We start from the raw sequence: 15390 nt of genomic DNA, 5'->3' as shown, positions 1-15390 counted from the left end.
CAACATCCCCTACTATTTTTTTAACGACCGGCCAACTGATTTCTCATCGCTTACCGCCGGAAAGAGAATAGAAACTACTTAACCCTAATTGGAGGAACAACAATGAATATCAACTTGAGAAAATCAGCAACGCATAGCAATTTGAAATCAACACCTATGACAATGAAAACGCTCATTGCATTCCTGGCGATTTCATTCGGGCTAACCTGGAGCCTCGCCGCAGTGCTAATTTTTGTAGGATTTAGCACCCCTGTATTTCTTCTCGCGGTCTATGCGCCCGGCATTGCAGGCATATTCATGGTCTGGCGACATTATGGATTGACAGGGCTGCGCAGCTTTTTTAAGCGATTGACCTTGTGGCGGATGCCTCTGGCGTGGTGGCTGTACTTGCTTCTGGGTTATCCTGCCCTGATTTACCTGGGGGCAGCACTGAACGGTACCATCGGTGATCCGTTTCCCTTTTCCCCCTGGCATCAGGTATTCCCAGCACTGATACAAACCCTTTTCCTCTTGGGCACAAACGAGGAATTCGGCTGGCGCGGCGTTGCGCTGCCGCTGCTGCAACGCAAGATGGCACCTTTTTGGGCTGGCTTACTCCTGGGCATCATTTGGGCCGCCTGGCATATTCCGGCTTTCTTTATAAGCGGACTTCAGTACGAAGCATGGTCAGCCGTACCATACTTTGGCGGGGTCATTGCCCTCTCCATCATCCTCACACCCCTGTTCAATAGCTCTCGCGGCAGCCTGTTGATTGCTTACCTGTATCACTTTCAGATGATGAACCCCATCTTCCCCGATGCGCAACCCTGGGACCACCTCCTTATCGCCATCGTGGCAGTGGTCGTCGTTGTTCTAAATCGGCATACGATGTTCAAAAAAGGAACTGGTGTTACCGAGGTTCTCATGCCAGAGAACATTGCGATTTCAGAAAGTTAATTCACCGCTTTCCGTAGGCTCAAAGTCAAAAAAAACGGCCGTTTCCGGTGTGGAAACGGCCGTTTTTGCTGCATCAGCGTATAATCCTGCTCGTATTTTCATATACGTACGGCCAAGTAAAGGAGCAAGGACAATCTATGAATCCATTTACCATTTGCGGCACCATCATCCATGCACCGGCATGCGGTGAGATAGAAATCATCGAAAACGGCTTAATTGTGGTGGATGAGGCCGGGGGTATTGCTGGCGTGCATTCCCCTGAGGTAGAAAGCTATGAAAGTGTGAAGCAAACGGCCGTTGCCGCCAACAGCCTAATCGAGCTGGCGGAAGGGCAATACCTCCTGCCGGGGCTGATAGATTTGCACGTTCATGCCCCCCAATGGCCCCAGGCGGGCAACGCACTGCATCTCCCACTGTACACTTGGTTGCAGGAGTACACCTTCCCCTTGGAGGCCAAATATACAGACCTCGCTTTTGCCGAAAAAGTATACGCCTCACTGGTAGACACCCTCATCGCCAACGGCACCACCACAACCGTATATTTTGCCACCGTGCATCTTGAAGCCACCAAGCTGCTCGCCGACATCTGCCTGGCCAAGGGGCAGCGCGCCCTGGTTGGCAAAGTGGCAATGGATAACCCGAATGAATGCCCCGACTATTATCGTGATTCATCCGCACAGCAAGGGCTGGCCGATACCCGCGCACTGATTGAGTATGTGCGCACGATGCCGGGCAATGAGCAGGAAACGGTGCTGCCCGTGATTACGCCACGATTTATCCCTAGCTGCACAGATGAGATGTTAACCGGACTGGGCGAACTGGCGGCCGAATATCATTGCCATGTGCAAACCCACTGCTCAGAAAGTGATTGGGCGCACAACTATGTACTCAATCGGCACGGCAAGCGGGACACCGACAGCTTGAACGATTTCAAGCTACTGACCAACAAAACCATCCTGGCCCATAGCTGCTTTATAAACAAAAACGATATGGCGACGATTAAACAGCAGCGCAGCGGCATTGCCCATTGCCCACTGTCCAATGCCTATTTTGCCGATGCCGTCTTCCCGGCACGGCGGGCACTCGATTTGGGGTTAGATGTGGGGCTTGGAACTGACGTGGCGGGCGGGGCAACCCCTTCGCTGCTGCAAAATTGCCATGCGGCCGTTACCGCTTCACGCTACCTGGAGGGGGGTGTGGATAAATCGCTACCCCAGCTTGAGCGCGGCGTGTCAGCCGGCCGGATTGATTTTAAGGAAGCCTTCTGGATGGCAACCACTGGTGGTGGCAAAGCGTTGGATTTGAACATTGGCTTGCTCAAAAAGGGGTATGCCTTTGACGCCCTTGTACTTGACACCAGGGTAGCAAACAGTAATTTGGTGGTCTGGAATGAGCTGGATAAGGGGGAAGATGTCCTGCAAAAAATTATTTACAATGCCAGCCGCCAAAATATTCGCAAGGTGTGGGTGCAGGGGAAGCTGATCGGCGGCGTGGATCAGCAAGCGTAATCTATCGCTTCATCTCCGCACAAATTATCTTCATCTGTGCCGGAACTGTCTTTTGTCACTTGTGGTTTTGTTTCCTCGCTGCTTAAGATGGGTATATAGTTTTTTGGGTTCATTTTTCAGTGGGAGTCGCCACCACATTTGCCCACATGCCTGCCCCGACCCCCATTTTTTAGCTTGGCACTTCGTTTCTTCTACATTTGAGAATTGTCTGTATTCGGCAAGCGGTTTCTGAATTTGTAAACCAAATCGTTGCCCATTACAGGCAAAGGGGGCGATATGTTCCAAAGAATATTGGTTCCATTAGATGGTTCTGATTTGGCTGAACGCGCCCTGAAACCAGCTGTCCTGCTGGCAGAAGCTGTTCAGGCAGAGATTTGGCTGTTGAGCATTCCCTATCTAAGCCATCTGTTTAAAGAAGATCGCGCCGGTTATGGGCTTTTGTGGCCCGAGCAGTCAATGGCCGATACGGAAGAAGCGTTAACAAACTATCTGCAACTTGTAAAAGCACGGTACGAGAAGCCCGGTTTGGCCATACAGTGCCATTTAGAAGCCGGAGATGAAGCCAGCGTTATTGTGGATACGGCCGTTGCCCAAAAGATGGATCTCATCGTCATGTCTACCCACGGCCGCAGTGGCTTCTCACACTGGTATTTGGGCAGCGTTACCGAAAAGGTATTGCGCAGTGCCCCCTGCCCCGTCTTGGTTGTTCGTGATGAACGGCCGTTGCGCCACATTCTCATTACGCTGGATGGCTCACCCTTATCGGAACAGGCACTTGCACCGGGGCTGACAGTAGCCAACTGCTGCGACGCAGCCGTGACCCTGCTATCTGTTGTGCAGGCTGAACAGCTTGATCCCAAATTTGTGTCAAAGTTGGAAAACCATGAAGCAGGCCTGGGCAGCCAGGCACGCGACAGTTTTTATTATCGTACCGAAAATTACCTGACCCAGATTGTGCAAAAGCACCAGCATCTTACCACGCAAGAATTGTGTTTGGTTACACTGTCTGGCAACCCTGCCGAGCAAATCTTAAAAGCTGTTGAAGCTGAGGCTGTGGATTTAGTGGTGATGGCTACACACGGCCGTACCGGCCTACGCCGCTGGGTTTATGGCAGCGTTACAGAAAAAGTGCTGCGGCGGGCAACCTGCAACGTCCTCATGGTTCGTCCATCAAATTTCCCTAGCCAAGAAAGCCACAGCAACGGCAACCACCATTAGGCAGCTCCTTGGAGAAAGTGAGATGACAGTTCCGCAACCATTAACAACCCCACAACTGTATCGGCAGTGTGATCCAGCACAGTTCGCTTTTGCCACCACGGCCGAATTAGAAAACGTGAACGACATTATTGGGCAAACCCGGGCAGTGGAGGCCATCCGCTTTGGCATTGGCATTCAACACAATGGATATAATTTGTATGCGCTGGGGCCTAACGGGGTGGGCAAGCATACGGCCGTAAACCAATACCTCACCCAACGCGCCCCCACAGAATCTACGCCCAATGATTGGTGTTATGTCAACAATTTCACGCAGCTACACCGCCCAAACGCCCTGCACCTCCCGGCTGGACAAGGCGTACAGTTTAGGCATGATATGGAACGCCTTGTTGAAGATTTGCTCACCGTCATTCCCGCAGCCCTCAACAGCGAAGACAACATGGCCCAAAAAAAGGCCATCCTAAAAAAACTAAAAGAGCAGGAATCGCACTCTTTCAAGCAGTTTGAAGAGCAAGCCCTGGCCACCAATATCAAAATCGTCAACACGCCTTCCGGTTTTGGCTTTGCCCCGCTGCATGATGGAGAAGTCATCAGTCCAGAGAAATTCGGCCAGCTTTCTCCAGATGAACAAGCAGAGATTGAAAAGCGAATCAACGAGCTGCAAGCCACATTACAGGCCATCATCCAGCAGGTACCGCAGTGGCATCGTGAAACGCAAAAGAAATTGAAGAAGCTGCAAGAAGAAACGGCCGCTGCCACCATTAAACCTTTGTTTGACGAGTTAGCCCAAAAACATGCAGCACTGCCAGATGTGCTGGCTTACCTGGAAGCTGTGGCACAAGATGTGATCACCAACGTCACTGAATTCATTGAAAGAGACGAGCCTTCGCCCTCAACGCCGCCCGGCATCGCGTCCTCTGGTACTCCCCCAAAAGGCATCGTCACCCGCTACCAGGTCAATGTGCTGGTGGACAATAGCCAAACGAACGGTGCGCCCGTCATCTTTGAAGACCAGCCAAGCTACCAAAATCTGGTTGGCCGCGTGGAGCATATTTCCCAAATGGGCACGTTACTCACAGATTTCACGCTCATCAAGGCCGGGGCACTGCATCGGGCCAATGGTGGCTATCTCATTTTAGATGCCCGCAAGGTGTTGATGCAGCCTTTTGCCTGGCAAGGGTTAAAACGCGCCCTGCGCGGCCAAAAAATCCATATGGAATCGGTTGGGCAACTGTTTAGCTACATCAGCACCGTCTCGCTGGAACCAGAACCAATTCCCCTGAACACCAAAGTGATTCTTACAGGCGACCGGGAGCTTTATTATTTGCTGTGTACTTATGATCCAGACTTTGGTGAACTGTTTAAGGTGGCGGCCGACTTTGAAAATGAGATGCCGCGAGACGGGGAAAACAGTCAAGCCTATGCGGCACTCATTGCCAGTCTGGCGCGCAAGGAAAAGCTGCGCCACTTTGACAAACAGGCGGTGGCCCGCATCATTGAACAAAGCTCCCGGCTGGCAGGAGATGCCACGAAACTGACCACCCACATGCAAAGCATTAGCGACCTGCTGCGAGAGGCGAACTATTGGGCAGGCGAGACCCAGCATGAATTTGTAACCCCCACGGACGTGCAAAAAGCACTCGATGCCCAGGTGTACCGCTCCAGCCGTATTCGGGAGCGCATTCAAGAAAATATTTTGCGCGACACTATTCTGATCGACACATCGGGAACGGCCGTTGGCCAAGTGAACGGGCTTTCGGTCATTATGCTGGACAATTTCGCCTTTGGGCGGCCCAATCGCATTACGGCCAGGGTACGGCTGGGTAAGGGAGAGGTAGTCGATATTGAGCGACAGGTGGAGCTGGGCGGGCCAATTCACTCGAAAGGGGTGATGATTTTGGCAGGTTTTTTGGGCGCACGCTACGCAGCAGAACGGCCGTTATCGCTGTCGGCCACCCTCGTTTTTGAGCAATCCTACGGGGGCGTAGAAGGAGATAGTGCCTCCTCTGCTGAACTGTACGCTCTGCTCTCTGAGCTAGCCGGGGTGCCAGTCAAACAATCCTTGGCGGTTACTGGTTCAGTCAATCAGCGAGGTCAGGTACAAGTTATCGGCGGTGTCAATGAAAAAATTGAAGGGTTCTTCGATATTTGCCAGGCACGGGGATTTACGGGTGAGCAAGGGGTGTTAATACCGGCGGCTAACGTGCCCCACCTCATGCTGCACCAAGATGTAGTGGCAGCGGCTCAAGCTGGGAAATTCCACATTTACCCCATTAGCCACATTGATGAGGGCCTTGCGCTGCTAACCGGGATGCCCACGGGCGAACGAGATGAAGCTGGCAACTACCCCACCGGCAGCCTCAATGCTCGGATCATTGACCGAATTACAGAACTGGCAGAAAAAGCACGCACGTTTGCTGCACCCGCTTCATCAAACGGGAAATCCAAAGCGGCCGCCGTTACAGAAAACCATGTCGCCTGAGAACGGCCGTTTAAGTATCCGTTCGCCAATCCCACATTTTATTTACGAATGGATACTAAGCATGTTTTGCTTGTGCCTGGGGCCGATCTAAAAAGTAACCGTATGTCAAGGTTGCCACCAGCGTGTAGCCGATTGCCAGCCACATGGTGGCATCGCCTGCCCCACTTAACCGACTGGCCAAGAAGATCACAAACGCAGCTCCATGCCCTACAAAGTTTGCCAACAAGATAATCCGCAGCTTTTCTAAATCAGTGACGTTGCGCACCAGCCAATTTTGCAGAGCCAAACCAAAAACGGCCGCTCCCAATAGCTGACACAGGAAAACATTTTCCGGAGCGTGGGAAATACCCAGCATGTTGTGTACCCAGGCCATATCAAACAAGCAGCCAATCGCCACAACCAGTAAAATCAGTACATCAACTATCAAAGCGTACTTGACCTTCATCATTCGCCTCCTGCAAGCCATGTGGCCTGCTATCACAAACAGGGTCAACTTACGCTTACAGCGTACGCAAGTGATGGCTGCGTGTGCAAGTAAATTCCAGCATCAAATCAGCATGATGTTTATCACCAATTTTGGTCATCTTCATTTGAAGGGGAACAGACCCTTGCCTTAAACGCTGAACCTGACGGCTAATTGTCCACGGATGGCGAGGGAATAGTGTGTGTCATTTCCACTGCGGTAAAGCCTGTTTCGGCAACCTCTAGCGGCAGCAGCAGCCGCACTTGCTCTAAAAAACACAGGCTCTCTGCCTCTGCTTCGCAGTAGTAGATGACCAGATCAGCCTGAAGTTCGCCCGCGCCAAGCGTCAGCGGAATTTCTAGCGGCAAGCTGGGGGCAGCTTGCTGAATTGTAGATGCTTCTTCAGCAACGGCCGCTTCCCCCGAGGCTGAAAATTGTGCTAAAAACGGAGCAGTATCGTTGAGTTTGTAGCCATCAGGCAGCTCAATGTGTAAATGCAGCCTGCCCGCTCCCGCAGCAACGATTTGCGGTTCCAGCGTAATAGTTTTGCCCAGAAAGTTGCCATCAGTCACGCGCGTCAGTAAACCTTGCGGATCGGCCAGGACTAATGTGTTCACACTGCCCGCCTCTAAATTGGCTATGCGAACTACGTGATTATTAGTGTCGGCGATGTAGAGCAAGCCATTGGCTTGACTAAGACCACCTGGCTCATCAAACAGCGGCTTGTCGCCATCGCGCCAGCCATCTTCGCCACTGCCGAATAGCGTCTGACTACTGCGCGTTACCGGATCAATGAGCTTGATTTTGTTGTTGTAGGTGTCAGCCACGTACAGCAGGCCATCGGCATACGCCACGCCCAAGGGATGTTGCAGCCGCACCTCGTCACCACTGCCGTCTACATCCCCAAAGTCAAATAAGCCCGTCCCCACAATGGTTTGCAACTCCCCCGCGCCACCCAGGCTGGCGGAGCGAATGGCACTGGCTTCGCTATCGGCGAAGTAGAGGAGTTGGCCGTCGGTAGCCAAGCCGCTGGGCTGGTTTAGGCCGCCCTGCAAAAGTGTCCCATCTGTCAATTCTTCGTAGCCAGACCCGGCAAACAGTTTCACAATTTCAGTAGTGGGATCATATTGCCAAAGCTGGTGCTGCCCGGCCATGGCGATGTAGATGATGCCGTCCAGGTACAGCACATCCCAGGGAGAGTTGAGGGCAACGGCCGTTCCTTCCCCCACAAACAGTTCAAAGCTGCCGTGATGGCCGTTTCCCGCTACCGTCTCCACCGTTTCTGCCACTAAATCCACTTTGCGAATGGCGTGGTTTTCTGTGTCTGCCACGTACAACGTATTGACATCTGCCAAGGTGAGGCCTTGAGGACGAAAGAATTGAGCGGTTTCGTAGCTGCCATCCTGTAGACCAGAACGGCCGTTGCCAATCACCGCCTGCACCACCCCATCCAAATCCGTCACGACGATCCGGTTGTGGTTGGAGTCGGCAATAAAGAGGCGATTGTTTTCAGCGTCGGCTAACACCTTGCCAGGGAAGAGCAGCGGCGAATTTGCCAGATTTTCCTGCTCCAGCTTAAGCTCCAGCGGCGTGCGGTCAATCAGATCGCGGGCGTCAAACTCGGCCACCATGCCGATAATCACCTGGTTGAACAGGTCATAAATGCCTTCGCCAGCGTGGAAGCCCAGCACGTTGCCTTCTGGATCAATGAGAACAAACGTGGGCCAAGCGTTGGCGCCATATGTTTGCCACACTTCGAAATTATTGTCGTTGATGACCGGGTGTTCTAGCTCATATCGCTGAATGATTTGGCGTATGTTTTCTGTTTCGCCTTCGTTGCTGAATTTGGCAGAATGAACGCCGATGACTACCAGCTCATCGGCAAATTTTTCTTCCAGCCGCTTCAGTTCCGGAATGACGTGAATGCAGTTGATGCAACCGTAGGTCCAAAAGTCCAGCAACACAATTTTGCCGCGTAGTTCACTCAGTGAAAGCGGCCGTTCTACGTTCAGCCAATCCAACCCAGGCGCGAAGTCAGGGGCGGGCACGGTGCCAGCAAAAGGGCGTGTATTGGGGGTTGGTTCGGTTGCAGGTGTTTCCTGCGTGGCGAAGGTAGTGGGTGTAAGCGGTGGGCTGTCCGGAATATTTTCAGCGAGGTTGACGGGTTCAGTAGCAACGGCCGTTGCCACTGGGGTTTCGGCATCATCAGGTGGCGGCCCACAAGCGGCCAGCCAGGTAAGCAAGAGGATGAGGATGGGAAACGGCCGTAATTTCATGATCACACTCCAAGTTTCGGCCAAGCATACCCCAACTGCCTACGGTTCGCGTGAAAAAATCCTTATGAAATTCTTAAACGTGATGAGACAATTAAAACTTAATCTGCAATCCCGATAATCTTTTTTGTCTGCACGACACTCCGCTATAATTCAATCTTATCTATGAAAAAATATCTACTCCTGCTTTTCTTCTTTGCCTTGCTGGTTGCCTGTGGTTCCGACGGAATCATCCCACCTATTCAAGATTCCAGCGAGCTTGTTACGCTCACCCCGTTGCCCACCAACACCCCTCGCCCCACCGAAATACCCACCAGTGATGATGCCAACGGCATTGGCCTGGCATTCTATAAAGCCTGGGAGCTAAATGATTTTCTTGGCATGTACAGCGTTCTTACGCCTAGCAGTCAGGCTTTGGTAGATAGCCTCTCGTTTGTGAGCCGGTATGAGGAGGCAATGAACACCGCTACCGTCACGCAGATAAGCACGCAAGCACTGGGTACTTTGCAGGACGGCAACACGGCCCAAATGCAGGTGCGCGTGACGTGGCAAACGGCCGCAGTCGGCACCATCATCCGCGAATACACGGTGCCGCTGGCATTTGAAGACGGCCGTTGGGGTGTCGTGTGGGATGAAGGGCTGATTTTGCCAGAACTGGCCGGGGGCAACACGCTTGTGATGCAGCAGCGCATCCCCGCCCGCGCCAACATCTACGACGTGAACGGCAAGGCACTGGCCTACCAGGGCACCATCCTCACGCTGGGCGTTATTCCCGGCCAAATTGAAGATGAACCCGCCATGCTGGCCGCCCTCAGCCCCATGCTCAACCTCACGCCAGAAGAAATTGAGGAAATTTACGCCCCGGCCCTGCCAGATTGGTATTGGCCCATCGGCGACGTGACCGAAGCAACGATGCAGCAGTTTGGTCCCTCCATTCAGCCATTTATTGGCAAAGGCTTGGCTAAGCCACAGCCGCGCTTGGCGCGACTCTTTGCCGATTCGGGCGTGGCGCCCCACCTCATCGGTTATACAGGCTACATTCCCGCTGAACAGCTGGCAGAATATCAGGCACTAGGCTTTGCGGGAGATGAGCTTGTGGGTCTGGCTGGGCTAGAAAGTTGGGGAGAAGATTATCTCAACGGGGAGCGCGGCGGCACGCTCAATGTCGTTGGCCCCAGCGGTGAATACATTGCCACCGTGCAGGAACAGGAGCCAAAGCAGGCGCGCAGCATTTACACGACGCTGGACTTAGAATATCAAACGGCCGTTGAGCAAGCCCTCGCCCAAGCCATTCAATCATTAGGGTTACAGGCAGGTGCAGCCGTGGTGCTAGAGGTAAACACGGGCAGAATTCTGGGGATGGCCAGCTACCCCAGCTACGATCCGCGCATTTTTGATCCATTTGCCCAGGATTCGGCCGTGGCGCTGGGGGCAGCGTTTAACGATCCCAATCGGCCGTTACTGAACCGGGCAACGCAGGGTGTGTACCCTGCCGGTTCGACGTTCAAGCTGGTCACCTACACGGCGGCAATCAACAGCGGCCTGTACACGCCAGACACCTTTTACAACAGCATTGGGGTGTGGAACCGGCTGGGAGATGAGTTTATCAAGGTCGATTGGCGAGATGGCGGACACGGCCGTATCAGCCTCAAACAAGCGATTGTGGTCTCCTGCAATTCCTGCTTTTACGATGCCGCGTTTGAGATGGATGCGGTAGACCCCAACTTTTTCCCGAATACGGCCGTGCAATTTGGCCTGGGGCAACCAACTGGCGTCGTCGGGGTGGTAGAAGCTGCGGGCACCGTCCCCAGCCCCGAATGGAAGCTATCCGTGCGGGGTGAGGGCTGGGTGCGCGGCGACGCCGTCAACATGGGCATTGGCCAGGGGGATGTGCAGGTGACGCCGCTGCAAATGGCCAATTTGATTGCGGCCGTTGCCAATGGCGGCACGCTTCATCGCCCCACCCTCATTGATCGCATCGGCGCGGGTGGCGGCGCACCCGAAGAGCCGTTCCCGGTGCAAATCAACGGTGAACTGCCGCTTTCACCACAGGATTTAGCCATCTTGCAAGAAAGTTTGTGGAAGGTGGCCAACGACAGCAACGGCACGGCCACACATCAATTTGTGGGGCTGCCGCTCCAGGTTGCGGGCAAAACAGGTACAGCGGAAGCCCCCCCGCGCAATTCACACGCCTGGTTTGTAGGGTACGCCCCTGCCAACCAGCCAGAAATCGCCATCGCTGTGATTGTGGAGCATGGGGGAGAAGGTTCGGCTGTTGCTGCCCCACTCTTCCGCCGCCTGGTGGAGCTGTACTACGGCATCACGCCCGTGACGCCCTTCCCTTGGCAAATAAATTAACCAATGGCCACAGGCGGCAGGTAAACAGTGAAGTGGGCCTCAGGCTGCATCAAGACGCTGTGAATGGTGGTTAGGTCATCTGTTTGGACAAGCCCAAGCCGTTGCAGCAAAGGAAATCTCGCCGCGACGATACGCCCCTCGGTCATTTTCAGCTTGTCGTGCCAGATCGTGTAGCTGCCAATTTTGCCATCTCGACGATAGTAAAAACCGCGCAGGGGATGTGTCAACAAAACCAGCCCGGTTTCAAGATTGGGAAATCCAGTCAGCACTTGAACCGGTTCGCCTGAATCTTCAAGTTCTAGCGTGGCAGGTGCCCAGCTACTTTGGGCAACCAGCCCATATTTTGTGTAGCGCTGCTGGTTTGTGTCGTATTGGGAATCAAATTGTATGCTGGCGCGGTGCCAGGGGAGCTTCCAGGCATAGCGGGGAATGTTTACTGAAAAAGAATCTAACGCCGTGCCAAAAAACCAGACCACATGCTCGCCACTCTCAGAATCGGTAACGTAAGCACGATAATTTGTTTGGCCAAATCGCCATTTTGCCCACGGAAAACGCACAAAGCGAAAATCCTGATCCACAAAGGGCACAGTAGAAATCAACCCCTTTTGCGTCCCATCCGGAGCTGTGATGCAATCTAATTCAAACCGTTTGGGAATGTGCCGACGAAGCGCATCTGGCTCTACCAAATAAGTGATGATGGCAAAGTGGGCTAACGTGGTTTCTATGTCGAGGCGAGACGGCCGTTTTCTGGTCAGCATCTCTGGGGTGAATTTAAGTGGTTTCATTGTTTTGTGGGGAGATAAAGGAATGGGTAACACGTTGTTTAATCCCCAAACATCATGTTTGCATTCAGGTGCCAGCCAGTTTGGGAACGGACTGGCACCTGAGCAACATAATTTTATTGGAAATCCATCGGCTGTGGCTTGTTGTCCAAAACAGCCTCGATTTTTTCCATCACGTCGTCGGTGAGCTGCGGCACTACATCCAGAGCCTTCATATTTTCTTTCACCTGCGACACTTTAGATGCGCCAGTGATGACGGTACTGACGTTGGGGTTCTTTAAACACCAGGCGATGGCTAGTTTGGGCATGGTTGTGTTGAGTTCTTCAGCAATCGGCACCAGTTCTTGAACAGATTGCAGCCGCTTTTGCCCTTCTTCGCTTTCCAACATGCTGCGGAGCCATTCGTAGCCGGGCAGGTTCAAGCGCGAATCTTCGGGGATGCCCTTGTTGTACTTGCCCGTGAGCAAACCAGAAGCCAGCGGTGACCAGATGGTGGTGCCTAAGCCAATGGTGTCGTAGAGACGGCCGTACTCCACCTCAAACCGATAGCGATGGAACATATGATACTGGGGCTGCTCCATCGTGGGTGGAATGAGATTGTACTGCCGCGCCACGCTATGGGCCTCCATCAACTGCTGCGCCGACCATTCCGACGTGCCCCAATAAAACACCTTACCCTGCTCGATGAGCGTATTCATGCTGCGCACCACCTCTTCCATTGGCACTTCCGGGTCTGGGCGGTGGCAGAAATAGAGGTCAAGATAGTCCACCTGCAATCGCTCTAATGCCTGGTAGCACGCTTCCATAATATGCTTGCGGCTGAGGCCACGCTGCGTCGGTGCCGGATTGGGGATGGCACCCCACATCACCTTACTAGAAACGATGTAGCTATCCCGCCGCCAGCCCAATTTCTTGAGAGCCGCACCCATAATTTCTTCTGATTTTCCGTGGGCATAAATCTCCGCGTTGTCAAAGAAGTTTACGCCTGCATCATAAGCTACCTTCATCATCTCGGCCGCTAAATCTACATCGGCCTGGGTGCTAAACGTCACCCACGAACCAAACGACAATGCGCTGACCTTCAGGCCAGATTTCCCTAATCGACGATATTCCATCAAATACTCCTTGTAATTTTCTTAATCCTACATAAATGGATTGTGCCTTTGGCAAATTTATTCGGAAATTCGCACATTATCAAAACTTACCTGTTGATTACTACCGCTTGTTAATCTCCACCGACAGCTAAAAAGAGATATGGTATTTCCTGTGGGTATAAACTGGGTTGTGCTTAAAGGATCATCATTTACAACGAGGCTATAGTTTCCTCTAGATACATCCATACGTAATGAGAATGATGAATTTTGCCCCCAAAATGCTTCATCCTTAACATCGTGTGAACCTTGACCATCCCAAATATGAACAATATGATTTCTGCCATCATACCCAACCCCATATGTTTTTCCTCCAAAGGCAAATCCAAAGTGACCTTTGTCTAGATCATTCACATATATTGTCGTTTCGATCGAATAATTGTCCGGCGTGTCAAAATTTGGCGTTTCAACAAATATGCATTTATCACTTTCCGAATGAATAATCGTTAGTCCATAATTCGTAAAAGACACTGAACCCCCATCAACTATGCCCAAGTTCCAACCATTATCATTGTTGCTAAAATCGTCAAAAAAGAGTGCGTCTTCATCTGGTGTAGGAACCGGGTCTGGAATGGTGATATTGCCAACTTCATCTTCTTCGTCGCTACTATCCGAATTTTGCTCATCAGGGTTCATGTTTTCAGGCTCTTGAACAGATTGTTCCGGCGTAAATGTAGCTTGAGGAGTAGATGTAGCTTGTTCAGAAGGTGGCTGATTATCTTCCCTATTGTTTCTTAGGCGTTCATTTTCAAGCTCTAAAGCCGTTATTGTTGCTTGGCTTGCCAATTCGTCATAATCATTATTCGCAGTGCAACCTATTGCGAACAGTAGAAACAAGATGGAATAAATAAATTTAATAAAGCCGTTTTGATTAAGCTTGATCATTGAAAAACTCCTTGAAATCATTCTTCACTAGCACAACGAAAACCAATATCATCTTCAGAAACAATGCTCCCACTGTCTGCTGAAAACACATTGATGCTGCCTTTTGGGCTGCGCCACCCCCCACCCATCCATCTCAATAGAGAATTGCTTTGCACGGCAACAAATTCCCACACATTACCGCTCATGTTAAACGCTCCCACCACGCTTTGACCAGGTGGAAAACTATTTACTGGCACAGTTCCATCATTGTTTTTATCAAAATTTGCCACGAATTGATCTGGCTGATCATTACCCCATGGAAATGTAGTGGTTTCATTTGTCTCAGGATGCCAGGAGGCGGCTTTGACCCACTGGAAATAGTTAGGTAAATCTCCATTCTCAAACACCTTCTGACAAAATTCCCGAGCACCTTCATATGTCACCTCAACGACCGGATGATCTTTTTCTTCTTCAACTGCTCGCCAAATTCCATCATCCAAATAAATTGCTAAATTCGGAGATGGATAATCTAGACAAGGTCTATCATTAAAACAGCTATTTGTTGGTTTTACCTGGTTCAAAAAGGTAACAAACTGCTCGTTCGTTATTTCATACTTACCAATCCAAAATTCTTCAACAAAGTAATCAGCCGAGTTAATTTGGAATGTTCCGCTTGGAACTTGAACAAAAACATACCCATTATTTACCATTGTTATGGGTACAAAATTTTGTGTAGAATCCGTAGGTTGTTCAATCGGGGTCGGAATAGCAGCAGAAGCGTTTGGAGTAGTTAGGACGACAGTCGGGGTGTTAATTGATAATGTCGGATTTATTTGCTCAAAATCAGATGATGGGGTTTCAATTTCAGTGGATAAAATTGTTGGTGTTGTCGATTCTGCCTCGTCAATAAAAATTTTTTTTACACCATCCCAAACACCAAATAAATCAGCAATCACACCGAGGATAAGAATTAATACGGAAGCAACACTTATAAACTTCTTTCCTGGAAGGTTTCTGTCTCTTTTAAGTACGGAGTTGGTAACTGTCTCATTTTTCCTCACCTGACCTTGGTTGTCATCTCGTCTTGTCACTTGGCTGAAGCTGTCTGAATAATTGCTAGATTTTTCACCAATTGCTCGCTCTAAATCGTTGAGTCTGCCCTGTCGCCTGCAATAAGCTACAAGTTCTCTCGCCATACCTGATTTATTTTCTGGAAAATTTTCATAATCAATGCCCATCTTAAAACAAAGAGCTTTAATTTCTTCTTTGTTAAAGCGGTCAATAATCAAGTTTAAGAGTTCATTTTGCTTCTTCAAGTTATCTACTTCAGGCATAATACTTAGTCGATTTTATTATGA

At 51.1% G+C, this 15390-nt stretch carries 11 protein-coding genes; 5 read left to right on the top strand and 6 right to left on the bottom strand.

Annotated features, from left to right (window positions below; translation table 11 throughout):
• Positions 1–156: 156 nt before the first annotated feature.
• The 4 genes from ACOQPU_RS03220 to ACOQPU_RS03205 all read left to right on the top strand — a co-directional run bounded on the left by ACOQPU_RS03220 (position 157) and on the right by ACOQPU_RS03205 (position 6141).
• Positions 157–936 (top strand): CPBP family intramembrane glutamic endopeptidase, encoded by a 780-nt coding sequence (locus ACOQPU_RS03220; protein WP_420643690.1) that lies wholly within the window; start codon positions 157–159, stop codon positions 934–936.
• Between the two features lie 137 nt (positions 937–1073).
• The gene (gene guaD, locus ACOQPU_RS03215) at positions 1074–2444 is read left to right on the top strand and encodes a guanine deaminase (protein ID WP_420643689.1); all 1371 of its coding nucleotides are present in this window, start codon (positions 1074–1076) and stop codon (positions 2442–2444) included.
• A gap of 276 nt (positions 2445–2720) precedes the next feature.
• Positions 2721–3662: a universal stress protein gene (locus tag ACOQPU_RS03210; RefSeq protein WP_420643688.1), complete on the top strand. Its 942-nt coding sequence runs from the start codon at positions 2721–2723 to the stop codon at positions 3660–3662.
• Positions 3663–3684: 22 nt separating this feature from the next.
• Positions 3685–6141 carry a Lon protease family protein gene (locus ACOQPU_RS03205; protein ID WP_420643687.1) on the top strand — a complete coding sequence of 819 codons (2457 nt, stop codon included), beginning with the start codon at positions 3685–3687 and terminating at the stop codon, positions 6139–6141.
• Positions 6142–6196: 55 nt separating this feature from the next.
• Here the strand turns inward: ACOQPU_RS03205 and ACOQPU_RS03200 are convergent, their stop codons facing one another.
• On the bottom strand, positions 6197–6589 hold the full coding sequence (locus ACOQPU_RS03200) for a hypothetical protein (RefSeq protein WP_420643686.1): 393 nt from the start codon (positions 6587–6589) through the stop codon (positions 6197–6199).
• A 185-nt stretch (positions 6590–6774) separates the two neighbouring features.
• The gene (locus ACOQPU_RS03195; protein ID WP_420643685.1) at positions 6775–8880 is read right to left on the bottom strand and encodes a thioredoxin-like domain-containing protein; all 2106 of its coding nucleotides are present in this window, start codon (positions 8878–8880) and stop codon (positions 6775–6777) included.
• A gap of 162 nt (positions 8881–9042) precedes the next feature.
• On the opposite strand from ACOQPU_RS03195, the gene ACOQPU_RS03190 reads away from it, so the two are divergent.
• Entirely contained in the window at positions 9043–11235 is a 2193-nt protein-coding gene (locus ACOQPU_RS03190; RefSeq protein ID WP_420643684.1) for a penicillin-binding transpeptidase domain-containing protein, read from the top strand.
• Here ACOQPU_RS03190 and ACOQPU_RS03185 read toward each other — a convergent pair.
• The 4 genes from ACOQPU_RS03185 to ACOQPU_RS03170 all read right to left on the bottom strand — a co-directional run bounded on the left by ACOQPU_RS03185 (position 11232) and on the right by ACOQPU_RS03170 (position 15366).
• A complete protein-coding gene (locus ACOQPU_RS03185) occupies positions 11232–12020 on the bottom strand; it encodes a DUF2071 domain-containing protein (protein ID WP_420643683.1) in 789 nt (262 codons plus the stop codon). The genes ACOQPU_RS03190 and ACOQPU_RS03185 overlap by 4 nt on opposite strands.
• 113 nt (positions 12021–12133) lie before the next feature.
• The gene (locus ACOQPU_RS03180; protein WP_420643682.1) at positions 12134–13132 is read right to left on the bottom strand and encodes a potassium channel beta subunit family protein; all 999 of its coding nucleotides are present in this window, start codon (positions 13130–13132) and stop codon (positions 12134–12136) included.
• A gap of 57 nt (positions 13133–13189) precedes the next feature.
• Positions 13190–14053, bottom strand: coding sequence for a hypothetical protein (locus ACOQPU_RS03175; protein ID WP_420643681.1), 864 nt, complete (start codon positions 14051–14053; stop codon positions 13190–13192).
• 17 nt (positions 14054–14070) lie between these two features.
• Complete coding sequence (locus ACOQPU_RS03170) at positions 14071–15366, bottom strand: SUMF1/EgtB/PvdO family nonheme iron enzyme (RefSeq protein WP_420643680.1); 1296 nt, start codon at positions 15364–15366, stop codon at positions 14071–14073.
• Positions 15367–15390 lie beyond the last annotated feature (24 nt).

This window comes from Candidatus Leptofilum sp. (genome assembly GCF_965223285.1).
Classification (GTDB): domain Bacteria; phylum Chloroflexota; class Anaerolineae; order Promineifilales; family Promineifilaceae; genus Leptofilum.
Note: the sequence above shows the minus strand (reverse complement) of the source record. Positions and strands in the feature narration are given on the sequence as shown.